Annotated in this window: 19 protein-coding genes; 15 read left to right on the top strand and 4 right to left on the bottom strand. The window is 45.5% G+C overall.

Features of this window, described 5'->3' with window-relative positions; translation table 11 throughout:
* Window positions 1–86 precede the first annotated feature (86 nt).
* The 8 genes from NL647_RS09410 (at window position 87) to NL647_RS09375 (ending at window position 11,304) form a co-directional block, all read left to right on the top strand.
* Window positions 87–2,030, top strand: a complete 1,944-nt coding sequence (locus NL647_RS09410) for a cache domain-containing protein (protein ID WP_253650051.1) — start codon at window positions 87–89, stop codon at window positions 2,028–2,030.
* Window positions 2,023–3,249, top strand: a complete 1,227-nt coding sequence (locus NL647_RS09405; protein WP_074051894.1) for a sigma-54 dependent transcriptional regulator — start codon at window positions 2,023–2,025, stop codon at window positions 3,247–3,249. Before NL647_RS09410 ends, NL647_RS09405 begins: the two co-directional genes overlap by 8 nt.
* A 114-nt stretch (window positions 3,250–3,363) precedes the next feature.
* Entirely contained in the window at window positions 3,364–4,755 is a 1,392-nt protein-coding gene (locus NL647_RS09400) for an HlyD family type I secretion periplasmic adaptor subunit (RefSeq protein ID WP_005449876.1), read from the top strand.
* 115 nt (window positions 4,756–4,870) lie between these two features.
* Window positions 4,871–5,554, top strand: a complete 684-nt coding sequence (locus NL647_RS09395; RefSeq protein ID WP_017189818.1) for a transglutaminase-like cysteine peptidase — start codon at window positions 4,871–4,873, stop codon at window positions 5,552–5,554.
* A gap of 5 nt (window positions 5,555–5,559) precedes the next feature.
* Window positions 5,560–7,473 carry a LapD/MoxY N-terminal periplasmic domain-containing protein gene (locus NL647_RS09390; protein WP_026000294.1) on the top strand — a complete coding sequence of 638 codons (1,914 nt, stop codon included), beginning with the start codon at window positions 5,560–5,562 and terminating at the stop codon, window positions 7,471–7,473.
* Window positions 7,474–7,489: 16 nt separating this feature from the next.
* Window positions 7,490–9,604 carry a type I secretion system permease/ATPase gene (locus tag NL647_RS09385; protein WP_005450056.1) on the top strand — a complete coding sequence of 705 codons (2,115 nt, stop codon included), beginning with the start codon at window positions 7,490–7,492 and terminating at the stop codon, window positions 9,602–9,604.
* A gap of 392 nt (window positions 9,605–9,996) precedes the next feature.
* Window positions 9,997–10,584, top strand: coding sequence for a mechanosensitive ion channel family protein (locus tag NL647_RS09380; protein WP_005450053.1), 588 nt, complete (start codon window positions 9,997–9,999; stop codon window positions 10,582–10,584).
* Window positions 10,585–10,719: 135 nt separating this feature from the next.
* On the top strand, window positions 10,720–11,304 hold the full coding sequence (locus NL647_RS09375; protein WP_009700501.1) for a flavodoxin family protein: 585 nt from the start codon (window positions 10,720–10,722) through the stop codon (window positions 11,302–11,304).
* 62 nt (window positions 11,305–11,366) lie between these two features.
* On the opposite strand, the gene NL647_RS09370 is transcribed toward NL647_RS09375, so the two are convergent.
* Window positions 11,367–12,992: an ABC transporter substrate-binding protein gene (locus NL647_RS09370; RefSeq protein WP_253650050.1), complete on the bottom strand. Its 1,626-nt coding sequence runs from the start codon at window positions 12,990–12,992 to the stop codon at window positions 11,367–11,369.
* Between the two features lie 171 nt (window positions 12,993–13,163).
* On the opposite strand from NL647_RS09370, the gene mpaA reads away from it, so the two are divergent.
* Window positions 13,164–13,874, top strand: coding sequence for a murein tripeptide amidase MpaA (mpaA, locus tag NL647_RS09365; RefSeq protein ID WP_026000292.1), 711 nt, complete (start codon window positions 13,164–13,166; stop codon window positions 13,872–13,874).
* An 84-nt stretch (window positions 13,875–13,958) separates the two neighbouring features.
* On the opposite strand, the gene NL647_RS09360 is transcribed toward mpaA, so the two are convergent.
* Window positions 13,959–14,498 (bottom strand): outer membrane beta-barrel protein, encoded by a 540-nt coding sequence (locus NL647_RS09360; protein WP_005450047.1) that lies wholly within the window; start codon window positions 14,496–14,498, stop codon window positions 13,959–13,961.
* Between the two features lie 155 nt (window positions 14,499–14,653).
* The gene (locus NL647_RS09355) at window positions 14,654–15,553 is read right to left on the bottom strand and encodes a LysR family transcriptional regulator (protein WP_009696518.1); all 900 of its coding nucleotides are present in this window, start codon (window positions 15,551–15,553) and stop codon (window positions 14,654–14,656) included.
* A 92-nt stretch (window positions 15,554–15,645) separates the two neighbouring features.
* Here NL647_RS09355 and NL647_RS09350 point away from each other — a divergent pair, with 92 nt between their 5' ends.
* Entirely contained in the window at window positions 15,646–16,299 is a 654-nt protein-coding gene (locus NL647_RS09350; protein ID WP_017818304.1) for a CatB-related O-acetyltransferase, read from the top strand.
* Between the two features lie 75 nt (window positions 16,300–16,374).
* Here NL647_RS09350 and NL647_RS09345 read toward each other — a convergent pair whose 3' ends face one another.
* Window positions 16,375–18,054, bottom strand: coding sequence for a DUF342 domain-containing protein (locus tag NL647_RS09345; RefSeq protein ID WP_005450044.1), 1,680 nt, complete (start codon window positions 18,052–18,054; stop codon window positions 16,375–16,377).
* A gap of 530 nt (window positions 18,055–18,584) precedes the next feature.
* Between NL647_RS09345 and NL647_RS09340 the strand changes: the two genes are divergently transcribed.
* The 5 genes from NL647_RS09340 (at window position 18,585) to NL647_RS09320 (ending at window position 26,302) form a co-directional block, all read left to right on the top strand.
* Window positions 18,585–19,103, top strand: a complete 519-nt coding sequence (locus tag NL647_RS09340) for a sigma-70 family RNA polymerase sigma factor (RefSeq protein WP_005450041.1) — start codon at window positions 18,585–18,587, stop codon at window positions 19,101–19,103.
* A 1-nt stretch (window position 19,104) separates the two neighbouring features.
* Window positions 19,105–20,043, top strand: coding sequence for a FecR domain-containing protein (locus tag NL647_RS09335; RefSeq protein WP_253650049.1), 939 nt, complete (start codon window positions 19,105–19,107; stop codon window positions 20,041–20,043).
* Window positions 20,044–20,148: 105 nt separating this feature from the next.
* Window positions 20,149–23,241: a TonB-dependent receptor gene (locus tag NL647_RS09330; protein ID WP_110414904.1), complete on the top strand. Its 3,093-nt coding sequence runs from the start codon at window positions 20,149–20,151 to the stop codon at window positions 23,239–23,241.
* Window positions 23,242–23,420: 179 nt separating this feature from the next.
* Window positions 23,421–24,740 carry a PKD domain-containing protein gene (locus NL647_RS09325; protein WP_252045501.1) on the top strand — a complete coding sequence of 440 codons (1,320 nt, stop codon included), beginning with the start codon at window positions 23,421–23,423 and terminating at the stop codon, window positions 24,738–24,740.
* 149 nt (window positions 24,741–24,889) lie between these two features.
* Entirely contained in the window at window positions 24,890–26,302 is a 1,413-nt protein-coding gene (locus NL647_RS09320) for a PKD domain-containing protein (RefSeq protein ID WP_253650048.1), read from the top strand.
* Window positions 26,303–26,453: the final 151 nt, after the last annotated feature.

Genomic DNA, 26,453 nt, shown 5'->3' with positions numbered 1-26,453 from the left:
TAGGGAAATTCAAGGAAAGCAAGCGAGAACCCTGATTGCGGTTTTGTGTTATGTCACGTTGTCGCAGCAGCTCACAGCATCACTAAATGCCTTTTGATAACATGGCGTTAAAAACTAGTGAGCCAATCGTGAACCTACTTAACCCCAAAGCTCTGCACCATTTTTTATTGGTCTTGCTCGCCATCGGTCTGGTCGGGCTGATGTTGACTCATAAATACGCAACCCAGCATCAACATGATCAGTGGCAAAATAAGCTGCAAACTCAAGCTTCGCAGGTTGCACAGGAAATCGATTATGAACTGGCAAAGTTTGAACAAATCCCGAACTTGCTCAGCCATGACCCAAGATTACTCGCAGCGGTCAAAGAGGGTAAACCGTCAGAATCCTTCAATTTATTGCTCGCTGATTGGTTAGCACAAAGCCTCGCTGACACTATTTACGTGCACAATAAAACCGGTTTGGTGATCGCATCAAGCAACTATCAACAAGACGACAGTTTCGTCGGTTCTAATTTTGCCTTTCGTCCTTACTTTCAACACGCATTAAATGGGGAGAAGGCTCAATACGTTGCCCTCGGGGTTCGCTCCAATAAGCGCGGATATTTCTTCTCATCACCACTTTGGGTTGATGGCGAAGTCGCAGGCGTAATAACAGTTAAAGTCAATTTGGAGCAGCTAGAACAGCGCTTGGCACAAGACGATGGCGATTTACTGGTTGCGGGTGTGCACGACGTGGTGTTCATGAGTAACTTGCCCGATTGGCGCTATCGTGCTCTGTTCCCATTATCTGAACAAGCAAAACAAGAGCTCAATCAAACTCAACAATACGGTGATACCCTTCCTCAATATCGTGGCGAGCTCACTGGGCAAAGCGGAGTCAATCAGTTTGAAAACAACCAACTCTTGGTGTCACCCAACTACCTTGCTTACGCGACCAATCTGTTTGACAAAGGTTTTCGCGTCATTGCACTGATTAGCCAACAAGAAGTCTTCACCGCTGTATTGCAAGCCGACATAGTTTATCTGCTGCTGTATGCGCTCGTGGGGTTAATTGCGTTGGCATGGTTCCAAATGCTGGTCAACAAAGCACGTCTTGCCAATGTCAATGCCAGCTTGGAAGAAAAGGTAACAGAGAGAACTTTCATCCTCAGCCAAGCCAACCACAAGTTACAACAAACCGTGCATCAATATGAGCAGAGCCAACAAGAACTGAAGCAAACGCAACAAGAGCTAACTCAAGCGGCAAAGTTAGCGCTACTTGGTGAACTGTCTGCAAGCATTAATCACGAAATCAATCAGCCATTGGCTGCGCTGCGGACTTACACCGAAAACTCGCAGCGTTTAATGACAATGGAGCGTTACCCGATGGTGGCGGACAATCTGGATAAAATGCTGTCGCTCAACGATACCATGGCCGAAGTCATTGCACGCTTAAAGGTCTTCACGCGTAAGACGGATGACAACCTACACAGTGAGGTATCGGTTCTACACGATGCGGTGCACAACGCGACACGTATTCTGAGCAGTAAGCTGATCAAACAGGGAGTGACGCTTAAAGTGCCAGCCATTGAATACGACGTAAAACTCGCGATTCACAGCGTCGAGCTTGAGCAAGTGCTGATCAATCTATTCCACAACGCAGCTCAAGCTATGGAAGGGTATTGTATCGACCCACAGATTTCGATTGCCGTGCAGTGTGACCAGAGTAACTGCGATATTTTGGTTTCTGACAACGGCCCCGGCATGTCAGAACACGCCTTAGCTAAGATTTTCGACCCGTTTTACACCACCAAGCCAGAGGGGCTCGGACTGGGTTTAACCATCTCAAAACGCATTTTGGAGAGCTATCAAGGCTCACTCAGCGCTTATAATCATGATGCTAATAGCGATGATGCTGATAGCGATGCCGATTATACCCGTCACGCTCACAACCAAATGGATACACAATCTCAGCTATCAGGTGGGATGACTTTTGTCGTCAGCGTACCTCTCGTTTCACTTCATCCAGCAGAGGAAGACTCTCATGCATAACCCTGTTTTCTTTGTCGATGATGAGCCGCATATTCGTGATGCGGTTACTCAAGCGTTATTGATTGAAGGAATTGACGTCACTTGCTTCCCAAATGCAGTTGAAGCGCTGCGCGTGATTGATCCCAATACGCCAGCACTGATCATCACCGATATCCACATGCCAGTGATGAATGGGTTAGAGTTCATGCGCACCCTGTTAGGCAAAAATAATCACTTTCAATTTATCGTATTAACTGGGCATGGTGATGTAAAAACCGCGGTCGAAGCGATGAAGAGCGGTGCGTATGACTTTCTTGAAAAGCCATTCTCTACCGAGCAACTATTAAAATCGCTCAACAATGCCGGCGATAAACTGGTCTTATTGCAAGAAAACGTCTGGCTAAAGAAAGAGCTCGACATGCAAACCCATGTCGGTCCAAAAATGATTGGTCACAGTCAAGCTATGGTCGACATTCGCCGTGCGCTGATAAGCGCCCCACTCCACCAGCCGCTCATTCTTGTCGGTGAAGATGGCACAGGGCGAAGACTCGCTGCTCAGTTTGCTCACGATATCCATGCGACCGCAGAAAGTGAGTTGATTGCCGCATCCGGTGAAGACTTATACGAGCTTTCACATGAAGCGTTAGACAAAACCATACATCATCTTACAGACGGTAAAAGCCATTGCAGTTTGTACTTACACAGCGCCGAGCATATATCGGAAAAACAGTGGCAATGCTTGTTTAACCACCCGAAACTGCAACGCGTATTTGGTGCTGCAAACACCGTCGATAAAGGCATTGAAAGCTCAGTAAAGATGATTCGGATGCCGAATTTGAATGAACGCAAAGAAGACATCGGTCCCTTATACAAACACTTCGTGCGTCATGCAGCGAGTCGCTATCAGCTCCAACCCCCTCAGATTAGTCTGAATGAAGTGAAGCGGATTACGGAACTCGATTGGCCAGAAAACATCAAACAATTGAGGCAGTTTGCCGAATTAAGGGCATTGAAACCGGACGCGTTTCGTATGGAGGATTGGAACAGCGAAAAAAGCATTGAAATCCAAAGTATGACCCAACGCACAGAACACTTTGAATATTGCTTGTTGTTTGATGCCTTGCAACGACATAGAGGCAGACTCAAAGAGGTTCAACTAGAATTACAAGTGTCGCGCAAAACCTTGTACGACAAACTAAAAAAACATCAGTTGGACAAAACAAAGTTCAAGGCACAGTAAATGAGGGGGGGACTTACCCCTTTCACACATTTTTATTAGCTGAGTATGCTGACATGCTCCGTTAATAATAATAAGATCAAAAAGATAAACCGTCTTTATAAAACAAGGAATGTGATGAGCCGAGACAACTACAACAAACTAAGCAGCGAAGAGCTGGATTTTGTTGACGACAAAACCGCTGCATTGCTTCTAAATACGCCAAATAGTGCCCGCTTAATGCTGTGGGTGATGGTGTTATTCTTTGTTGCGGCTATCGCTTGGGCGTCGTGGGCGCAAATCGATAAAGTAACCGTAGGGCAAGGCAAGGTTATCCCTTCCTCTCAAATCCAAGTCGTACAAAACCTCGAAGGTGGTTTGGTCAAAGAGATCTTGGTGAAGGAAGGTCAACGAGTCGAAAAAGGTCAGCAGTTGTTATTGATTGACGACACGCGTTTCCGCTCAGACTTCCGTGAACGTGAACAACAAGTTGCCAACTTGACGGCTTCCGTACTGCAACTTTCTGCGTCGATCAGTAGTGTCGAAGTCAATCGCGATTTCGATGACAGCAACTGGGAACAAAATGTCGTTCTTGATTACGGAAAACTGACATTCCCACCAACGCTTGAAGAAAATCAACCTCGCCTAACGCAACGCCAAAAAGCGGAATACCGAGAAGACCTAGATAATCTGCGTAACCAAATTTCAGTTATCGACCAGCAAGTAAAGCAGAAGCAGCAAGACCTGGTTGAGATCCAAGCACGTGTGAGTAACTTGCGCCAGAGCTATCGTTTTGCCAAGAAAGAGTTAGACATTACCAAGCCGCTCGCAGATGAAGGCGTTGTGCCTAAAATCGAACTGTTGAAACTACAGCGTCAGGTGAACGACACACGCCGCGAAATGACATCCAGTGAACTGAAGATTCCCGTAATCAAATCTGGTATCCGCGAATCCATGCTTAATCGTATTGATGTTGCTCTGAAATTCCGTTCTGAACAACAAGAGAAGCTCAATAGCACCCAAGACCAACTTTCTGCGCTCGTGGAATCGGCTGTGGGCTTGGAGGACCGCGTAAATCGTACCGTTGTGGTTTCTCCAGTGACAGGCACTATCAAAACATTGAACGTCAACACCGTTGGCGGCGTTATTCAACCGGGTATGGACATCGTCGAAATCGTCCCAACTGAAGATACCCTTTTGGTTGAAGCCAAAATTGCACCGAAGGACATCGCATTCTTGCGCCCTGACCTTCATGCCATCGTGAAATTCACCGCGTACGATTTTACCAAGTACGGCGGTCTTGAAGGGGAACTGGAGCACATCAGTGCCGACACCACACAAGATGAGGAAGGCAACAGCTTCTATATCGTGCGTGTACGAACTGAGAAAACCAGTTTTGGACAGGATGCAGACTTGCCAATCATTCCAGGTATGACGGCTTCAGTCGATATCATCACAGGTAAGCGAACCGTTTTGGAATACTTGCTTAAACCAATTTTGAGCGCCAAAACCAACGCACTTAAGGAGTAAGTGTCAGCAAGGACTCTCCAATGTATATTTAAGTGTTGATAAGTGGTTAAATAAAAAGCACTTATTTCTCACTGTCGAGCCCATTGGAAGAGTACACTTGTGATGTGAGTCGAATATGCCACCCAGATTGAAGCGTAAAGTTACATTATTAATCAGCATTAGTTGTTTTTCGTTCCAAATTGGAGCCTTGAACAACAAAGAACAAAGATGGGTCGATACGGTCACTTCAGTCTATGGTGAACGCGCTGGAATGCGCGTGAAAACCTGGCGAGATAATATCGATTTTTTTAAAACATTGGAGACTCATGAAAAGCTGGCAGGCGTTAACGACTTTTTCAATCAACTTTACTTCGTTGACGACATAGACCTATGGGGCAAAAAAGACTACTGGGCAACACCACTCGAGTTTTTAGGCAGCAATGCCGGTGACTGTGAAGATTTCACTATTGCCAAATACTTCTCTTTACTCGAGCTTGGCGTACCGGATTCAAAGATGCGTTTGATCTACGTAAAAGCCATCGAATTGAATCAGTTTCACATGGTACTCGCCTATTACCCAACCCCAAGTTCAGAGCCGCTCATTCTCGACAACATCAATCCAGAAATTGTCCGAGCCTCCAAGCGTAGCGATTTGCTACCGATTTACAGTTTTAATGGTTCAAACCTATGGCTAATGAAGTCTTCTGCTAGCGTTGGAGAGCTAGCAGGAAAAGCCTCACGTTTGAGCCTTTGGAATGACTTACGCTCGCGCGAACGTAAGTTGCAGTTAAAAAAACCTAAAATTAACTATGACGAGTGAAAAACATGACCCTATATAAGAAGCTTGTAGTGGGAATGGTTACGGTCTTTATACTCTTGATGGCATCAGTATTCGTAATCCAGTTCAACACTACTCGAGACAGCTTAGAGCAGCAGCAACGTTCAGAGGTCAACAACACCATTAACACCGTTGGTTTGGCACTGGCACCTTATTTAAAAGACAAGGATAAGGTGGCGGTAGAATCCGTGATTAATGCGTTGTTCGATGGCAGTACTTATTCTGTCGTACGTCTCACCGCGTTAGATTCGGATTACCAAATCGTACGCTCGTACCCAGTCAAACCAAGCCATGTTCCACAATGGTTCATCGACTTGAACTTGTTCAAAGCGATTCATGATAAACGCGTGGTAACCAGTGGTTGGATGCAACTTGCAGAAGTTGAAATCATCAGCCACCCAGGAGCTGCTTACGAGCAACTTTGGCAAGGCTTTATTCGCTTACTTACGGCATTTGGCATTATCTTCCTAGTGGGTCTGATTGCGATTTCTTACATTCTACGTCGCTCATTAAAACCGCTGGCTGCCATCGTGAAGAAAATGCACGAGATCGCCAACAACCAGTTTGGTGACCCACTGGCGCGTCCAAAAACCAAGGACCTAATTGCAGTGGTTGATGGCATCAACTCAATGTCGGCACAAATCGAACTGTCATTTAAAGAACAAGCCAAAGAAGCACAGCGTCTGCGTGCTCAAGCTTACCTAGACCCAATCTCCAAACTAGGTAACCGCTCGTTCTACATTAACCAAGTTGACCAATGGCTTGCAGAACAAACGCAAGGGGGTATCGCGCTACTCCATGCTGAATACATTGGCGATATTTACGAGACGAAAGACTATCAACGCGCTGATGCCCACGTGAAAGAGTTGTCTCAACGTCTGAAAAACACTATCGATGTACCAGGAGCGACCATTGCTCGTCTATCTAGCGACGAATTCGGTCTATTATTCCCACACATGGATGAGAGCGAACTGCGCATTCTAGCTGACAGTATCGTTAACTGTGTAAATGGTCTGAATACCGATCCTACCGGTCTTGCGAAACCAAAAGCATCACTGGGTGTTGCACACAGTAAAGATCAGAAAACGCGCACTGAAGTGCTATCGATGGTGGATAACGCCTTGTCGAAAGCCAAAGCGCAACCAGACAAAGCGTACGGCTTCGTTGGTGGTGAAAATACTTCTAACCTTATGGGTAAACAGCAATGGAAAGCGTTGGTTGAAGAAGCGATTCACAGCGATTGGATTAAATTCCGCTTCCAGTCTGCGAAAAATACTTGGGGTAAAGTGTTCCACAACGAGGTGTTCTCAAGCATCGAAAAAGATGGCGAGACTTACCGTGCAAACCAATACCTGTTTGCTCTTGAGCAGCTAGACGCAACCAACATCTTCGACCAATACGTCATTGAGTCGATGATTAAGATGTTAGAAAGCGGCGAGCTAAAAGAGCCAGTGGCAATCAACATCGCACAAAGCAGCTTGTCTCAACCATCGTTCATTCGTTGGACCACCAGCATGCTAGAAAAGCACCCGAAAGTTGCACCTATGCTTCACTTTGAGCTTCCAGAAGCGTGTTTCATTGACCATCCGCACCATACAGCCCTGCTGTGTAACGCGATTCGTCAAACTGGTGCAGAGTTCGGTGTTGATAACTATGGTCGTAACTTCCAGTCACTTGAGTACATTCAGGAATTCCGCCCGAATTACGTAAAACTGGATTACCTATTCACGCACAACTTGCACGACGAGAAGCAGAAGTTCACGCTGACTTCGATCTCACGTACTGCTCATAACTTGGGTATTACCACGATCGCATCTCGTGTTGAAACACAGATTCAGTTGGATTTCCTAACCGAACACTTTGTGGAAGTCTTCCAAGGCTTCATCGTCGACAAGGAATAAGAAAGGTATACCAAGGATGAAAGACCCTTTACTGAACTCGCTCATTTACGTTAGCCGATACTACGGACTAGCCAACTCACCGGAAGCCCTGATTAACGGTCTTCCGCTCTCTGATGGCAAGCTTACCCCGTTTCTGCTACCAAGAGCGGCGGAAAGGGCCGGATTGGTTGCCAAGGAAAACCGCGCAGATTTAGACAAGATCTCTAGCCTAATTCTGCCGGCTATCTTACTTCTTAAAGGTGGTGATTCTTGCGTTCTCAATAGCATTAACGTTGAGAAGCAAGAAGCTGAAATCACCACCCTAGAAAGCGGAATGGTGCCTATCTCCATTCCTCTAGAAGACCTACTTGAGCAGTACACTGGTCGCTATTTTTTAGTTAAAAAGCAATTCCGTTATGACGAGCGCTCTCCCGAAGTGCTCAAAACCAAAGAAGGTCACTGGTTCTGGTCAACCTTGTGGCAATCTAAACGCATCTACCGCGATGTGCTTATCGCTTCTCTCCTTATCAACATCTTTGCTATCGCTGCACCAATGTTCACTCGCTTGGTGTATGACAAAGTAGTACCAAACCTCGCGTTTGAGACGCTATGGGTGTTGGCAAGCGGTATCTTCGTGGTGTTCTTGTTTGATTTCTTGCTCAAATCACTGCGTAACTACTTCATCGACGTGGCAGGTAAGAAATCCGACATCCTGATTTCCTCTAAGCTGTTTAGCAAAGTGATGGGCATCCGTATGGAGTCCAAGCCGCCTTCTGTGGGTGCGTTTGCTCGCCACTTGCAAGAGTTTGAATCCATTCGTGAATTCTTTACCTCTGCCACGGTAAGTGCGTTGATTGACTTACCTTTCGCGATTCTCTTCCTGATTATCATCTGGTTAATGGCTGGCGACTTAGTATTCGTGCCTATGGTGGGCGTGGTGATTCTGATGATTCACTCCGCGTTGATCCAAGGTCCATTGCGCCGCTCAATTGAAGAAGGCTCACGTCTTGCTTCACAGAAATACGCTAACTTGATTGAGAGCTTATCTGGCTTAGAAACGGTGAAAATGCTGAGTGCACAAAGCCAATTCCAATACCGCTGGGAAGAAGCCGTTGCACACATGGCAAACTGGAACATCAAGAGCCGTCGTATCACCGACAGTATTCAAAATGCAGCAGGTTTTGTGCAGCAAAGTAGTAACGTCGGCATGATCATTTTAGGCGTGTACTTAATTGCGAATGGGGACCTCACCATGGGTGGTTTGATTGCAGCAACCATGCTAAGTGGTCGAGCGATTGGTCCTATGGTTCAACTTTCTTTGCTTTCAACCCGATACAACCAAGCGAAGTCTTCGATGACCATCATTAATCAAGTGATGGAAATGCCAGACGAGCAAGAAGAAGGTAAACGCTACATTCACCGTCCTATCGTGCAAGGTAAGATTGAAATTGACCGAGTAACCTTCCATTACCCAGATGCACCAGTAGCATCGATTCGTGATTTGAGCCTAACCATCAATCCAGGTGAGAAAGTGGCGATCATCGGTCGTATTGGTTCGGGTAAAACCACGCTAGAACGCTTGATAATGGGTCTGTACAAGCCAACAGAAGGTCATGTGCGTATTGATGACACCGATATTGAACAGCTTCATCACGTAGACGTACGACGCAATATCGGTTGCGTACCGCAAGATTCGAATCTATTCTTCGGCTCGATTCGCGACAACATTACACTCGGTCGTCCACTAACTGATGATCGCGATGTATTAGATGCTGCAAACCGAGCGGGCGTCACAGCCTTTACTCAATCTGACCCAGCAGGTCTTGAGCGTCAGGTCGGTGAAGGTGGTGCGATGCTTTCAGGTGGTCAGCGTCAAGCGGTAACCATTGCGCGAGCGTTTTTAGGTCGCCCACCTGTGCTATTGATGGATGAGCCAACCAGTGCAATGGATAACCGTTCGGAAATGCACATCAAACATCAGTTAGCGCAGTTAAAACCAAGTGAGACGCTGATTTTGATTACACACAAAACCTCAATGCTCGACATTGTTGATCGCGTGATAGTCATGGAAAAAGGCAGTGTGATTGCAGATGGTCCGAAGGCGCAAGTGCTTAACGACTTGAAGCAAGGTAAGGTTCGCGCCGTCAGCTAGCACTAAACCGCACAAAAAAATCAAAGCCCCGTTGAACTGAGTGTTTCACGGGGCTTATTTATTGAAGGTGAGTAAACCAAAATAGCCAAACTCTTCGAGAAGTATCCAAACCAACACAAAGCCAACAATGGCGACAAGTCCCATGATAGCCCTTTCATCTTCTTCCACACATCCCTCCACTTTCCATAGCGCAATCAACTTGTCTAGATTAGCAGCAGCGAATACAACAAAGAGCAAGGTTCATTACGTCTCAATCCGGAACTGGGATAAAGGTCAAAATTTGTTCAACATAAATCTCATTCCGCAGTGAAAATAGTTAATTACTTGCGAGTCAAAATCGGCTATAACACGCGCCTTCTTAATATTCTCGAGTTGAAGAAATGAATCATTGGATGCATTTAGAGCAAATCAGCCAGTATTTCACGGCGGGCTCTATCGGTTATAAAGTGTTGATGGGCGTCATCATTGTGATCGCTTATCGCTTGCTAAAGAAGATCGCCAACCGCGCGATTCTGAATTTGGCAGAAGCTAAAGGCGTAAACAAAGCACGCTTGAGCTTTATTCAACGTTGCTTCAACGTCGCATTTTTGTTCCTGTTTGCTTCGCTATTCGCCATCGTGACCGGTATTGGTTATGGCGATGTGTCGCTATTCCTATCGTCTATCTTCGCGGTATTGGGGGTGGCTTTCATCGCTCAATGGTCGATTCTTAGTAACATCACGGCAAGCTTTCTGATCTTCTTTGTCTTCCCATATCGTGTCGGTGACCGAATTAAAGTCGTGGACAAAGACGAAGACATTAGCGGTGAGATTCAGGAAATCCGTATGTTCCATGTGTTGATCAAGCACGACAACGGCAACCTAATCACTTACCCGAACAACTTGATGCTCCAAAAAGCGGTACTCAAACTGGCGAAAGAGAAAGCCAAGGTTGAGGAGCCAAAAACCACCTCACGCATTTATACCCGCAGAAAGAAATAGCCCACTAAAAAGCCGATGTTTCAACATCGGCTTTTTGTTTACTCGGTTTTTTTAAACACCTTCTTGACCTCAACCATGCTTGAGGTTTTAGCCTTATTCGCACGATTCAAGATCAACAATGAAAAAGGAACCATTGTGGCTAAAATTGCGATTATTTATTTCTCTAAAACCGACGTAACAGGTCAGCTTGCTCGCGCAATTGCTGCTGGCGCTGAACAACAGGGCATTGAACAGCAAGGTGGATTTGAAATTCTCTCTCACCGTATTCAAGGCAGTGAGATTATTGAGGGGCGTTTTGTGCACCCTAACCTAATGGATGAACTTGCTGAGTGTGATGCGATTATCTTTGGCTCTCCAACCTACATGGGCAGTGTGGCAGCACAGTTTAAAGCATTTGCCGATGCAAGCAGTGAATCTTGGTGTTACCAAAAATGGGCAGGGAAAATCGCAGCCGGCTTTACCAGTGGTGGGGCTATGAATGGTGACCAATCTTGCACATTGCAATACCTACAAACGCTCGCTAACCAACACGGCATGATGTGGGTCGGCTTGGACAAGATCAGCAATTCTGGTGAGCAAAACCTTAATCGCTACGGTGTGCAAGGTGGCATTGTTGCTCAAGGTGGTGAAGATGGTCAGTTACCTCCTTCTGATCTCGCGACAGCCGAATATCTTGGCAAACGAGTCGCAATGCTAGTCAACAAGCTCTCCACCCGCTAAGAGAAAAGAAGCCCCGCAAGACACCTCTTCGGGGCTAGATTTTAGCACTGGTTGGTTAGGTGCTATTTCTTGATATAGAGGTCTTTCGAGTAAATACGACCTTCTACGTTGTTTTTGGCAAAACCACCCACCGTAGGGCGAACCAAACGCGCTTGCATGTAATAGTAAATCGGCGCGATTGGCATATCCGTAGCTAATAGTTGCTCTGCTTGGTCATAGAAACCTTGGCGCGCTGTTTCATCGGTGGCAGCCAATGCACTGTTCATTGTGCTGTCATAAGCTTCACTGCTGTAGCGAGCAAAGTTACCTGATGAGCCTGAGCGCAACAGACTCAAGAAAGTGGACGCTTCGTTGTAGTCTCCGCACCACGAGGCACGCATGACATCAAAATCCCCTTGCTTACGTGCGACCAGGTAAGATTTCCACTCTTGGTTTTCTAGCTCAACCTTGGCTCCCAAATTGTTCTTCAACATAGAAGCAATTGCCACTGCAATGGCTTTGTTGGACTCGCTGGTGTTGTACAGCAATTTGAAATCCAAAGGCTTACCGCTTCCGTACCCTGCTTCTTTCAACAGTTCACGCGCCTTTGCATCACGCTGTTTCTGTGTCCATGCGCTATATTCTGGCTGAGTTGCGTCAAAGCCCGCCGTGTATTGATGAGCAAATGTGTATGCAGGCAAGTTACCCACCTGAGTCACACCATCGGTGATCACATCACGCATGATGGAGTAAGAAACAGCTTTACGAACTCGCTCATCATCAAACGGAGGACGAGTGGTATTAAACGCATAATAGTAAGTACAAAGCAGAGGCACCGCGGTGTAAGCTTGTGCGTATTCTTTCTTCAGCTTTTGCGCCATGTGTGTAGGTACATCTGAAGTAATATCAACCTCACCCACGGCATAGCGATTGATCGAGGCATTTTGGTTTTCAAACGGAATATAGGTCACCTGAGTGAGGTGAGCGTCTGCGCTATCCCAGTAGTTTGGGTTCTTCTTCAGTTCAATACGCTCATTCACCACCCACTTGTCTAGCACGAATGCACCATTGCCAACAAACTGCTTAGGATCACTCCACGGTTTATTGCTGCTCTCAACCGTCGCTTTGTGCACTGGCATCATGGAGGTATGCCCGGTCATTGCGACAAAATAAGGCACCTTGCTATCCAGCTCGAAACGTAGCGTATGTTTATCGACAGCGGTAATACCGAGATTATCCAGCGGCTTCTTACCTTCCGCAACATCAGCAATGTTTTTGATCTTGGTGAGTTTGAGATACCAAACATTCGGTGATGCCGTTTTAGGATCCACAGCTCGGCGCAGCGAATAAACAAAGTCATCCGCTGTCACAGGATCGCCATTCGACCATTTCGCATCTTTACGCAGATGGAACACAAAAGTTTGGTTATCTTCCGTTTGCCAAGATTCTGCAACGCCGGGAACGATGTTGCCATCACGATCTTGGATGACTAAGCCTTCGAACAAATCGCGAATGATGTGCATCTCGGGTAAGCCTTCAGCCTTTGCCGGATCTAGTGTCGCTGCTTCGGCATCGTTTGCACGCACTAAATGTTGTTCAGATGCCAATTGCACGCCATCAGGTAGAGAGTCTGCAAACGCAGCTGCGGACAAAAATGGGGTCAATAAAGAGGAAATCACTAACGCTGTAGAATGCTTTTTAAAATCCATATCGTTCTTCGTTCTCCTAACACGTCTTTTGAAGCAAGTACCACAATTGATAATACAAGCATTGACGAACTTTAAGTGTTCGGTTTATACCCAAGTAATCTCAAAGTGCCAGTTTCAGCAACCATAACTTGAGTGATATCCAAATACTAATCGAACAATCAGGAGATTACGGTGAGTCTAATTCCAAGAACGGAAAGAGCGGCTTTTTTAATTTCGCCGATATCATATGGAAAATCGGTGTTGGGCGCGCCATTGCTGTACTTCCCTGCGCAAGTAGAAAGTAACTCCCGAGGTTTGATTTTAGCAGGCACACACGGTGATGAGACAGCGTCTATCGCAGGGCTATCTTGCGCGCTGAGAAGTTTGCCCGCTGAAGATTTAAAGCATGACGTTATTTTATCGATGAACCCAGATGCCAACCAGTTGGGTACACGAGCAAACGCCAATCAAGTCGACTTAAACCGTGCTTTCCCCACACAAAATTGGACAGAACACGGCACCGTCTATCGTTGGAGTTCACACACACCCGTGAGAGATGTCAAAGTCAAAACAGGCAGCAAACAATCGCTTGAACCCGAAGTCGATGCATTAATTAACCTGATTGAGCAACGTAATCCAAAGTTCGTGGTCTCTTTTCATGAGCCCCTTGCGTTTGTTGATGATCCAGCCCATTCAGTGCTGGCGAAGTGGCTTGGAGAGCAGTTCAAGCTACCGCTCGTCGATGACGTAGATTACGAAACTCCGGGATCATTCGGAACTTGGTGTAACGAGCGCGCATTGCCATGCATTACGGTTGAACTACCCGCGATCTCTGCTGATCTGACAATTGAACAGCACCTAGACGCATTTATCGCTCTACTGCAGCACCAACCAGACTTTTAATTTCTCATCAAGACGTCAGTTTGCTGTTGCATACGAATAATAGAGGGGGAACAGGGGACACAAAATGCATGTCCCCTCTAAGAATTAGAACTTGTAGCCAACTAGAAGGTTAGAAGTTGTTGCATCGATACCAGCAAAATCTACAACTGAGATTTGAGCATCCAACGTAATTCCATTTTGGAATACGTAACCGCCTTGCACAGCGAAACCAGTCGAAGAGTCTGAGTCACTAACTGATGTGTATGCGTTGTACACTGTCGCTTCCGTATCAGTAGCAGCTAGACCACCTAAAATACGCCAACCGCTCATGCTCTCATAACCAACCATAAGGTTTGCTTGCGAAGCCTCTACATGCGCACCTAGATAGCCGATTGATGCACTGTCTTCAACGATGGTTGGAACATAAGAACCTGCGATCACAAGACCATTGTTAAAAGTGTACGAAACACCGAAAGATACACCGCTTTCCGTCGCCGCTGTAACATTATCAAGGGAAGTCATTGCGTAGCCAATATTTACACCAAAACCAGAACGGTCGTATGAGGAGCCTTCAATTGTTTCTGCAGAAACAAAAGTTGAAGTGAAAATAGTAGCTAACGAAAGAGCAACAATTGAACGTGTCATATAATAAAAACCCAAATATGCGTGCGATGCACTGAAACGATATTCACAAAACGTGATATTTAAGGGGTGCGAATTATAGGCAACAAGTTGCTCCCTTCAACTAAACTCACTTATTGTTACCACAACATGTTGTTATTGAACAAAAAACCACCGAATCATCTATTGTTTTTAAAAAAATCAATAAATGCTCGTGTTCGTTTCGGTAGATGTTCACGTTTAGGGTAAAGCAGATAGAGTGGAAGTATCGCTTTAGTACGCCAATCGGGGAGTAAAGTGACAAGTTGCGCTCGCTCTTGGGGACTCAGTTTTTCTAGTGCAAACTCATCCAACATCGCGACACCGCAACCAGCTACTGTCGCATCAAGCATCGATTGGACAAGATTAAAGCACAGCACGCTGGATAACGTGACCTTGATGTCTTGTTGAGTTTGCTGATGATGAAAGTGCCATGTATCCAGATTCAATTCAGCATTGCGATAGGTAATGTGCTCTAAAAGATGCAAATCTTCTGGTGTGTTTGGTGATGGTTTTGTCGCTAGATACGCTTTGCTCGCGAATGGTTTACAGTGTAAAGAACGCAGATGGTGTCCGACATACCCTTCAGGGGGTGAGTCGGTAAAAAAGAACGCAAGATCAAACCCAGACTCAATCAAATCGAGCGGTGTCTCAGTGAAAATCACCTCAAACGTAACGTCGGGGAACTGCTGGCGAAATGCAATTAATGAAGGGTTGAGTAACTCCGCACCAAATGAGGCAGAAGCAGCAATACGTAAATGCCCAGCAACCTTATCGGTCTCCATCACTTGTTCATTAATCTGTTCCACGTTTTCCATTAAGCCTTTCACTTGGTGGTAGAAACGCTGTCCATCATAAGTAAGGTTAAATTGTCGCGTGGTGCGTTGGATAAGCTGAACAGAAAGTATCGCCTCCAACTGCCTAAGTTGACGACTCACATGAGCATTGGAACAGCGCAGCTTTTTAGCCGCACCAGCAATACTTTTCTCTTCGCACAGTGCAATGTAAATCGGTACGTAACTGAGCCAGTTTATTTCCATATAGTAATTATGAATCTCTAAAATCAATCTACTGGAAATAATAGAAAGGCTCTACACTGCGCACAACTTAAATTTTTGCATGGAGAATACAGATGAACGCTTTCGATACTTGGCTGAAAGGGCAAATCATTAAAGAACATGTCACCAACCCAAACATTGAAGTGGGTGAATACAGCTACTACTCCGGCTTTTACCATGGCAAAACTTTCGAAGATCAGGCTGTTCGTTATTTGATGGGCGACAGCGTGACACAACAAGAATGGCAAAACGGCGCATATGGCGAAGTCGATAAACTGATCATTGGGAAATTTTGTTCGATTGCCTCTGGTGCGACTTTTATGATGGCGGGTAATCAGGGACATCGTATTGATTGGATTTCCACCTTTCCCTTTTCCCCAGAAGAGTTTGGCAATGGGGTACAAAGCGGCTTTGAACGTGCCGGCGATACCATTATTGGCAACGATGTCTGGATTGGCAGTGAAGCCATGATAATGCCGGGCGTGACAATCGGTGATGGTGCAGTGATTGGTGCGCGTTCAGTGATCACTAAAAATGTCGAACCGTATTCCATTGTGGTTGGTAATAATCATGTGGTTCGCCTGCGCTTTGATGAAGAGGCGGTATCGATGCTACTAGAAATTCAGTGGTGGGATTGGTCAATTGAGCACATCAAACAAGCGATGAAAATCATGTGCAGTGGTGACGTCTTCGCATTAGGTGACTACTACCGTGAACACATCGCTTAACGACTTAGCATTGGGTCTGATTTGTTAAGGAAAAATGAAGCGAAAGCCCAGATAAATGGGCTTTCGTTCCTAAGGTTAAACAGCAGCCAGGTCTTCTTCTTCCAAGGTTGCTGAGACTTTAATCTCGTATTGATTAAAGCTAAATACACAGCCGCCATGGGTACGTTTGGTGGTGACTTGCTCATCACCAAATTGAACCGTAACCCGCGTAAAGACTCGGTCAGTTGCTTCAACAATATTCTCTGCTAATGCGACTTCGAAATCTTGTTCAGTTTGCTCAAGCTTTTGCTTTACGTCTTCCAAACGAGTGTTATTTTGCGCCTTCAATACTTCTATCTGCGCTTGCTCTTCATCCGTGCGCTCTGCTTTAGGGCGTTTCTTAAACTCAAGTTCCTTTCGGATAACGTCCATGGTGCCTTCTTGCGCGGATTTATACTCGTCTTTTAGATTTGCAATACGTTCCTTAAAGACAGAATAATTTGCAAAGGCTTCAACCTTGGTCGCCGTATCTCCCTCTACACCCAATTGCGAACAGGAAACCTTACTGCCCACTTTTGCATCACCGCCACTTAAAGTGCCGTTCTTGCCACTGGCATCAAGCACGATTAAATTGCGCCCACAAACAATGTCATTGTTCATGCTATGGACAGCAAGTTCTATGTCTTCACCAGATTGCAATTCACAATATTGGGCATAACTGGCACGAATCGATGTTTTGGTGCGCACATGGCAGCTTTTTGGCTGACCATCGCTCACCGTATGACCAATGATGCCCTTAGCAACTTGAATATCCCCTTCAGCTTGTACATCGGCAGATTCAATAAAACCACCCACTGTGATTGAGCCCGTCGCTTTCACTATCATGCCCGATTCGATGTTCCCGCCAATGATGACGTTGCCTTTAAATTTCACGTGACCGGTGTTTACTCCGACACTATTGAGGCAAAGAGCATTGTCGACTTCGATGGTTTTTTCTTTGATCAGTGGTGTGCCTGAAACAGATGCAAGCAAGAGGTTTGGATCGGACTTGCTGATTTCAGTACCTTTACCGGGTTTAATTGGACTGTCTTTGCCCGCTTGTGGCGGAATAACGCGACCTTGAACGGTGAAGCCCGGGATGCCTCTGGTCGCCGGAGTGCGGCGCATCACTTCATCCCCAATATCGACAGCGATGGTTTCACCTAAATTGCGTAGATCGATTTTGTCACTAGAGGATTGACCTTCTTTCGGCTTAAGGATGCGCTTGGTGATGTCTTTAACAAGTGGCGTGAAGATAGCGTCTTTGCCTTTAACAGGTTGCTTGCCAACCGCAACAGCTTGGGTGAAGGTTTCTCCGGGTTTTAGCTGTGTACTGACAACCAACACTTTTTTCAACGCAAGTTTATTGATGCCTTTGGAAACACGAGCATGCGCGAGTGCTTGAACAATTTCAGGACCTCTTAGTCCTCGTCCGCCATAAGCGCCCGTCACATTCATGCTGGCAAGCATGTCATTGTTGGAGAGTTCAACTTCCACCTGAGCGTTTTTGATCTGTGCAATCACGATCCCTTCATAGGCTTCTGATTTACGTTCACGCGCGCAATTAATGAATCGCACCACCTCAGTTTCATCGACAAACGCTTTGTCAGCTTCCATCATCTGAAGCTGCTCAGGCAATTCCTTTTGATTTAGCTCACCTCCGAGATCCACATCTCCCGGTAAGCGGGCAAAAACCTTTGTTTTATCTTCTGACCACTCCAGGCATATCTTCCACATAACCAATCCATCTGCTACCCATCACCACCTTCAGTCTAACCAAAATCATTTTCTGAACAAACCTCTCAATTCTAAGAATCAGGCTCACATCACTAAAGCATTAACAGGCTCAAAACTCAGGTATATAAAGCATTGAGCATAAAACTCATTTCAACAAAGCCATCTTAGACAAAATGCAATTTGGTTTAGAAAAGGTCGTAAAATTGATTTACCTCCAGCCGTTTTCAAGCAAAGAAAATAACGAAAAGAGTTTTATCAATACCGAATCAACTTCGACAATAGAATGTTTCTTATATAGCTCAGAAAATCTTGTATACGGTCGTTTTCTTCTACCTGTCGCGCTGGCAACACCCTGGTTTATTCACATCTTTTTTTACTTTTAAAGTCATTGATTTAGTGACGATAGTCTTATCATTAATAATTTTTATAAATTTTTCCTCTGGAACCTATTTATTTTTCTGTTATATTCCGCCAACTGTCGTAATGATAATTATTATCATTACTATTAGTTAGGGAAGGAGTATCAAATCATGGCGGCTATCAGTTCAGCAAGCGCAGCTCGTATCGGTAACATGTACCAAGAGCACCACAGTTGGTTATCTGTGTTTATTAAACGTCGTTTGGGGTGCCCTGAAGCAACTGCCGATTTAGTTCAAGACACTTATTTAAGACTCCTTACCCGAGGCAAATTACCTGAAGCGAAAGATTCGAGAAGATACCTTACTCATATCGCAAAAGGTTTGGTCATTGATCTTTACCGACGTCGTCGAATCGAAGCCGCTTACTTAGAACTCATCGAACAAGAACCTGTAGAAGTCGCTGGCTCTCCTGAAGACCAAGCTGTCGTTGTGCAAGCTCTGGTCGAAATTGATGCCCTTCTGCATCGTTTACCTCTTAAAGCTCGCCAAGCACTTTTGATGCGCCAATTGGAAGGCAAGAGCTATAAAGAAATCGCACTCGCACTCGACGTGTCAGTGTCTTCTGTCGAGAAATACGTAGCGAAAGCACTGCAGGGCTGCATGATGACCATGCTGAGTGAGAACGAGTAACATGGAGCAAGTTTCTCGTGAATCCATCGAGCAAGCCTCTCTGTGGATGGCGCGCTTGTGGGCCGATGACGTAACACAACAAGACAGAGATGCCTTTGATAGCTGGAGAAGCGCCCACCCTGATAACACTTATGCGTGGCAGCAGTTAGAAGAGCTGCAAAGAAAGTTTACTGGTATTCCAAACTCCCCGATCAGCCGCAAAGTGCTTGCTCCAAAACAGCGTGGTTTGAACCGCCGACAAGTCTTGATGCTTGGTGGCCTTTCTCTTGGCACGTTAAGTTTGATGATGTCTACTCATACCTCTCTTCCCAATGGTGCGGAGTACACTACAGCGACGGGTGAGGTGAAAGACATATTGCTTTCTGATGGCACTCAAATGGCAATGAACACCGCCACCCGCGTATTTGTCGACTTTAACCAGCAAGAACGACGTTTACACCTGCTTGAAGGTGAGATTATGGTCACCAGTTCTCACCATCTCACCCCTTTCCATGTCACTACTCCGCAAGGTCGAGTCGTACCAATAGGCACCCGTTTCACCGTACAAAAACGAGACGACGATACGCTAGTTTCCGTTTATGAGGGCGAAGTAGCACTCTACCCTTTACTTGGTATGGGAGCACAGCACTTGCTTGCTGGTGAAAACGCCCACTTTACGCAACGTGAAACCTCGAACATACAAAAGAATCTCAGTGACGACGCCCTATGGTTAGAACAAAAAATCATGGCACAAGGGGTGCCACTCACAGAGTTTATTACGGAACTAAGTCGATACCGTCGCGGTATTCTCTCAGTCGATCCACAGTTGTCCTCTTTGAAGCTCACCGGGGTATTCTCGACAAAAAACGTCGACAAAACGCTTTTTAACATCAGCCAAATATTACCAATCGAAATCCGTTATCGGACACCAATGTGGGTCAGTGTGAAAGCAAAACCATAAAAAAAATTACGGATTTAGACATCTCATTCGGTGTAAAGAGCAGTTAGTAGACCGATTAAGGAAAGCAAGGTGCCGCTCCCTCAACGACGCCAGATATTGGCGATAATGATTCAAGCCAATCTAGGATTAGCCTCTCTCATCACTCCTTTTGCCGCATGGGCAGAACAGTCAGTACAGTACGATATTCCACCAGGTAATCTTGACCATGTATTAAACCAGTTTGCGGTAGAGTCTGGTGTTGAGTTTTATCTCAATGCTTCACTTTCAGAAAACCTGCAAAGTCCTGGATTAACAGGTAACTATGACCCCGAACAAGCATTGACATTGCTGCTGGCAAACACGGGATTGAATGCCGAGAAGCAGGCTGATGGTGTTTATCAACTTTCTCCTTCCTCTGAAATGACACTCGACGCAATTCAGGTAAGAACGAGTTTTGAAGATGCTTATTATCGCGATAGTGATGGTGAGATGGCGATCTATGACGCCGATGTTGCCAGTGCCTACATGGGCAAAGAAGAAATAGAACGCTTCAAAGGCGCAAGCGCTGCCGATCTGTTTACCGGAATGGCAAATACCTTTAGTGGTGAGGCTCGTAATGGCGGTGGAAGCATTGATCCTAATGTTCGTGGTGTACAAGGTTTTGGACGAGTCCCTGTCGTCATAGATGGCACAGAACAAGGCATTTCCGTTTATAACGGTTACCGAGGCGCTTCAAACCGAAACTACATTGATCCAAACTTGATTGGTGGTCTGAAAGTTTACAAAGGCGCACAGATCAGTTCGGACGTGAATACCTCTGTAGGGGGCGCAGTACAAGTCACGACATTGGAGCCACAAGACATTGTGCCTGAGGGTGATAATTTCGGTATGGAGTTCGTGGCGGAAAGCAGCAGCAACTCAGTAAAGCCCAACAAAGCTCGCTTGCATACAGGTAAACGGTGGCAAGATGTCCCAGTATACAATGAGTTAGGCGGCGTACCATTATATGACGACCCAGAAGTACGCTTTCAAACTAGAGATGATAAAGATGACAATCCGCTAAACGGTGAGGATACAGCTTATCGATTAGCTATTGCGGGCGTAAAACCAAAAATTGAATGGCTTGGCGCGTATGCATATCGTAATCGTGGTAACTACTACTCAGGCACAAATAAAACGGGTTTCTACTCCAAATCAAGAGATGGTAGCGGTAGCGAGATCGTTGCGGGCAGAAACCCATATTTGAACCCGGAACACATTGCATTGAGCCATATCCCTGGGCACGAAGTACCAAATACATCCTCTGAGATGGAATCGTTCCTATTAAAAACAACCATTAATTTTAGCGATTACTATAAGTTACAACTGAACGCGCGCTACACAGAGAGCACTCACGGGGAAATCCTCGCGAGTCGTTCAGATTATCGAAACAGTGACGGTCTGCCTCAATGGCCGCTAGCGAATGCCAAGATGCAAGCTTACAGCATCAAGTTTCGAGCAAACCCAGAAAGCCGCTACATTGACCTCAGTACTAACCTATGGACAACGTTAACGGATTCCAGAAGCAATACTGGCTATGGCTTTCCCAATTTTGTGAACTTTCGTAGCGAGACACCAGATATCATCATCAACACCTCGACCGTCAATCGTGATGAAAACCGTTTTGGCTTTGATTTTAAGAACAAAATGCTATTGCTCGATAACTTGGATGTCACGGTTTCCGGCAGCTACATGAAGCATGAATTGACCCCAAAAGAAGGTTTGGAATACCTCATTGATTTCTACGGTGGTCCTGTGCGCTCGGGAGAAAGAGAAGAATATAACGGAGCCGCGGTCATCGAATGGCGTCCACTAGATGCCTTTATTATCAACGCAGGCGTGCGCTATATCAGTTATGAAGCCACCGACTTTTACATCGAGAATCGCATCAAAACGGGTAATAGCAACGATGTTGGTCTTAAAGAATACAAGAAAGATGGTTATCGTCTCGCATTTCAAACCATTGAAACTTACGCCCCAGAAGAAATCGCACAAAACGTCGCGAATGCTGAGCATGAAGTTCGTGCAACGTTCACAAAAAAGAACATAAACCGAGAAATCAATCGCTTGCAACATTTGATCACCACCGATCCCACCCAAGCGGATACTTACCGTGAAGAGTTAAAACTGCGTCAAAATGAGATCAACAACTTTGATTCACTGTTAACTGCAAAGGTAGAAGAGAAAACAACGGAAGCCAAAAACAAAACCAGTTTCGTTGAGGATCACCTAGTTGAATGGCGAACCAACAGTAAAAACGAACTGGATCTTGCTAACAACCCTTGTTTGATTGCCCAAAAGAAAGACAACTTTGTTGAAGGCAGCTGTAAAACCAAAGGACAAATTGATGGCAAGGACAACCGTAACCTCAGCTACAAGAACAGCGGCAGTGGTTGGATGCCATCTCTTACCACAACATGGCTAATCAACGAAAACAGCCGTGCGTATGCTCGATATGCAGAGACACTGCGATTCCCAAGCTTATTTGAGAGTACCAGTGGATTTTCTGGTAACCCATCAGCATCAGTACCCCTTGAACCAGAGCGAGCGAAACTCTTCGAGGTCGCGTACATTCACTACTTTGAGAACGCAAGTGCAAAGCTCACTTACTTTGATCAAACGATTGATGATGTAATGGATCGCGATCGATCCAGTTTTTCATTTGCCAATCTGGATAGCCAACGCACCAGTGGTATTGAAATCAACGGTATGTTCGATAACCAACTGTACTTTGCCGATGCATCATTGGCTTATAACTTCCGCAATGAGGTGTGTGACAAAAACTCTGCAGCTCAAGGCTTCGTCCCAGCTCTTGTCGATAAAACCACACCATCAACAGAAACGTGTGTTCGCGGTGGCTTCACAGCAGCAAGCTATCTGGCAGCACAAGCAGCACCAGAGTATTCGGGTAGCTTATTAGTCGGAGCAAGGTTCTTTAATCAAGCATTAGAAAGCGGGTTACGCACCAACTATGTTTCTGGCAGTCACGAAGATGAACAAATTAAACGAACCGATGTAACAACATTTGATGCTTACATTAAATATGCATTTAACGAACACCTATCTGCAGAGCTTATCGGAAGCAACATCACCGATGTTTATTATCTTGAAGCTGGATCGGTATCTGGGATGCCTGCACCAGGAAGAACGATAGGACTCAAGTTAAACGGACGCTTCTAAACCTTATGAACGCCCCTTAAAAAGAAAACGCCTCACCCGAGGCGTTTTCTTTTTTCATTTTATTTTTACGGATTTCCAATTGCTATTCGGTGTAGTGGATGAAACTTCATAAAGCCCAATATAGGCTTGGTGTCCCAAACACCACCAAGCCTATAGAACCGTATATTTAGGATGATTTAATGAAACCCAACATGAAATGGACGCTTCTTGCTATCACCATTCCTTCGCTTATCGCTTGTGGTGGTTCAGACTCAAACACTGCAGATTCACATAAAGCGCCTGTATCCGTTGTCTCTGGTTACGAAACAGCAAAAGTCGGAAACAGAATTCGTGTAGATGGACTGGGTAGCTACGGTGTAGATGCCAGTATCGCAACGTACACTTGGTCTATCAGCAAAAAACCACAAGGCAGTAACGTCAAGTTAAATAACGTTAATGCAGTCTCTCCATACTTCACACCAGACGTGGCAGGAGACTACACCGTTCAGTTGGTAACCAACGATGGCAAAAAAGACAGTAGCGCACAATCGCTGACTATCACCGCAACAGAAGTAAATACCAACGTGGCGCCCGTTATTTATGCATCAGAAACCTACACGGCAGCGCTTGATCAAACCCTGAAATTAGACGCGAAAGCTTACGACGCTGATAATGATATGCTCAGCTACCAATGGGCTCTCAACTCAGCACCAAAAAACACCACGATGTCGTTGAGCAACGCAAGCACCAAACAAGCAACGCTAAAAGCAAACGTTGCGGGTGAATACAAACTAACTCTAACCGTCTCAGACGGTAAAGAAGAGACAACTAAAGAGATCACCATCAACTACTCTGCCGATAACGTAGCACCGGTTGCCATGGCAGGACGAGATACCACATTCGAATTGGGTGGAACCGCAACCTTAGACGCTAGCGCAAGCATTGATGGCAATGATTCAGGTATCACGTACCAGTGGGAATTTGTGTCCAAGCCTTCGGCAAGTACTGCAGAATTGTCGGATGCTACGTCAGCAAAACCAACATTCACCCCCGATGTCGAGGGTGATTATGCGCTTGCTCTAACCGTAAGTGATGGTGCTCTAAGCAGTGAAAAAGATTTTGTTCGAGTAACGGCATCGAAAGCAGGAACAAGCGACCTCGTATTGCACTTCAACGGTGAGAAAAAACAATGGCCTCTCGAAATACCGATTATTACTCTGAATAAAGACCTCAAGGGTGAAGCGCCCAAATACGTACTCCTAGGGTCACTAACTCTTGAAGCAGTTGGACAAGATTATGAAGTTCAGCAGGTCTTTGCAATGAACGCAACCAATCCCGATCACGACTTGAAATTAAGCGGCATTGAAGATGGCAGCGTGCTACCTGTCGGTGATGAGATTGTTGTTAAGTTTTGGTCAGCACCAACACAAGGAAGTAGTGTCATGATGACTTACGGTCTAATGATCAAAGATCAAACAAACTTTTATGGCGGTGTTGGCTACAACTTCCAAACAAACTGATCGTCCTGCACAACAATGACACATAAAAAAGCGCGGTCTCTCCGCGCTTTTTTACGGATATTCAAATCTCATTCGGTGTATCAGATAAAGCCTTTCTTTTACCGCGCCGCGTTATGGACCGCGCTTCTAATCAATTAGGATGAACTAAGATGAGTCTAAGCTCGAAATATACTCTCACACCATTGCTATTATTACTTCTTAATGGTTGTAATGGTGGCGGTGGGAATGATGCCTCTGAACCCCAAACGCCTAACAATCACCCCCCTATTGCGATAGCTGGGATCAATCAACATGTAAAGCTGAGTGAAAAAGTGGTGCATCTCGATGGCACGGGTAGCGTCGACTACGATCAAGACTCAATAGCCTTCTCTTGGAAAATGGTATCGAAACCCTTCAAGAGTAAGGCGGAGCTCATTAATCCAGAATCCAGAACTCCGCGCTTTGAACCAGACTTATTGGGCACTTACCTTGTAGAATTGGTGGTTAACGATGGCAAAACAGACAGCCGCCCTAACCAAGTAAAGATAGAAGTCATCAGGGAAGACGAAAATACACCACCAACGATTAAATTTACCAAAGATAAGTACACCGGTAACCTAACTCAGCAAATTAACCTAAACACAAGACCTCAAGATATTGATGGCGATAAATTGTCGTTTACATGGGAAGTGTTGTCCCACCCACAAGGCAGCAATTACTCTATAGCGAAATCGACTGTATATGATTTCAACTCAATCAAGGCTGATACGGAGGGCAATTATGTGGTTAAAGTGACTGCATTCGATGGCTTTTCTGAAGCTTCCGCTACGACCACCGCTTCCTTTTTTTATAAAAATGTCCCTCCACATGCGGAGGTAGATGGTTCAATGTTTTGGGTTCTTGATAACATGAGTGTCCCATTGAATGGCACACCCAGTGGTGATGCCAACGGCGATGTACTCACTTATGAATGGCACTTCACTAAAAAACCAAACGGCTCATCCGCCGTCATCGATGATCCTTATGCTGTGCTAACTTCATTTTCGCCAGATATCCCCGGGGATTACGTCGTCAGTTTAACCGTAAATGATGGCGAGTTTTCAGATAGCCATTCTGTGGGAGTTAGAGTAAGAGCGATTTCTGAATCCCAACCGCACACCAAACTCACACGCGACTCAGATACTACTCCTTTGCGACTGCCTCACAAGCAAAATGACGTCATCGATAAAACATCCGATACGGGTCCTATTCCTAACTATTACACTCTCGATAGCTATACTTTTGAAGCAGTAGGAAAGCCAGTCACCATTACTCTCGGAAAGTATACGCTTAGTAGTAGCAACAACGATGTAACACCAAGGATATTAGTTGGTTCTCAAAGCTACTTTAGTAAAGACCTTCAAGATAACGATGTCATTATTGTTATCCCCGCTGGTGACAGCTTAACCTTCCAACTACAAAGTCCACCGACCAACGGCAAAGTGGCAAAAGCCTCAATGGGCTTCAGCTGGAGTCTTAACGGTCCTAATGACTTTAGTATGGTTGAAAGAATTTCCACAACGATTGAATTTACCAGCCGTTAAAACACAAGCAGCTATCAAAAACGCCCACAGTTGTGGGCGTTTTGTTTTTTATTCGCCAACAATTTAAAAAATCACAAACTTATTTACGGGTTTTGTCTCCTATTTCGGTGTACTAAATGAGACCGCGTTAGTCATCTGTCGCGCGCACCGG

The organism is Vibrio sp. Y29_XK_CS5 (assembly GCF_024181835.1).
In the GTDB taxonomy this organism is placed as follows: domain Bacteria; phylum Pseudomonadota; class Gammaproteobacteria; order Enterobacterales; family Vibrionaceae; genus Vibrio; species Vibrio harveyi.
Note: the sequence above shows the minus strand (reverse complement) of the source record. Positions and strands in the feature narration are given on the sequence as shown.

Coding starts and splice junctions, on each gene's coding strand:
- NL647_RS09390 (WP_026000294.1), top strand. CDS start 5,560: ATGACCCTATATAAGAAGCTTGTAGTGGGAATGGTTACGGTCTTTATA.
- NL647_RS09355 (WP_009696518.1), bottom strand. CDS start 15,553: ATGGAAATAAACTGGCTCAGTTACGTACCGATTTACATTGCACTGTGC.
- NL647_RS09395 (WP_017189818.1), top strand. CDS start 4,871: ATGCCACCCAGATTGAAGCGTAAAGTTACATTATTAATCAGCATTAGT.
- NL647_RS09370 (WP_253650050.1), bottom strand. CDS start 12,992: ATGGATTTTAAAAAGCATTCTACAGCGTTAGTGATTTCCTCTTTATTG.
- NL647_RS09325 (WP_252045501.1), top strand. CDS start 23,421: ATGAAACCCAACATGAAATGGACGCTTCTTGCTATCACCATTCCTTCG.
- NL647_RS09320 (WP_253650048.1), top strand. CDS start 24,890: ATGAGTCTAAGCTCGAAATATACTCTCACACCATTGCTATTATTACTT.
- NL647_RS09405 (WP_074051894.1), top strand. CDS start 2,023: ATGCATAACCCTGTTTTCTTTGTCGATGATGAGCCGCATATTCGTGAT.
- NL647_RS09400 (WP_005449876.1), top strand. CDS start 3,364: ATGAGCCGAGACAACTACAACAAACTAAGCAGCGAAGAGCTGGATTTT.
- NL647_RS09335 (WP_253650049.1), top strand. CDS start 19,105: ATGGAGCAAGTTTCTCGTGAATCCATCGAGCAAGCCTCTCTGTGGATG.
- NL647_RS09345 (WP_005450044.1), bottom strand. CDS start 18,054: ATGTGGAAGATATGCCTGGAGTGGTCAGAAGATAAAACAAAGGTTTTT.
- NL647_RS09330 (WP_110414904.1), top strand. CDS start 20,149: ATGATTCAAGCCAATCTAGGATTAGCCTCTCTCATCACTCCTTTTGCC.
- NL647_RS09385 (WP_005450056.1), top strand. CDS start 7,490: ATGAAAGACCCTTTACTGAACTCGCTCATTTACGTTAGCCGATACTAC.
- NL647_RS09380 (WP_005450053.1), top strand. CDS start 9,997: ATGCATTTAGAGCAAATCAGCCAGTATTTCACGGCGGGCTCTATCGGT.
- NL647_RS09340 (WP_005450041.1), top strand. CDS start 18,585: ATGGCGGCTATCAGTTCAGCAAGCGCAGCTCGTATCGGTAACATGTAC.
- NL647_RS09410 (WP_253650051.1), top strand. CDS start 87: ATGCCTTTTGATAACATGGCGTTAAAAACTAGTGAGCCAATCGTGAAC.
- NL647_RS09350 (WP_017818304.1), top strand. CDS start 15,646: ATGAACGCTTTCGATACTTGGCTGAAAGGGCAAATCATTAAAGAACAT.
- NL647_RS09360 (WP_005450047.1), bottom strand. CDS start 14,498: ATGACACGTTCAATTGTTGCTCTTTCGTTAGCTACTATTTTCACTTCA.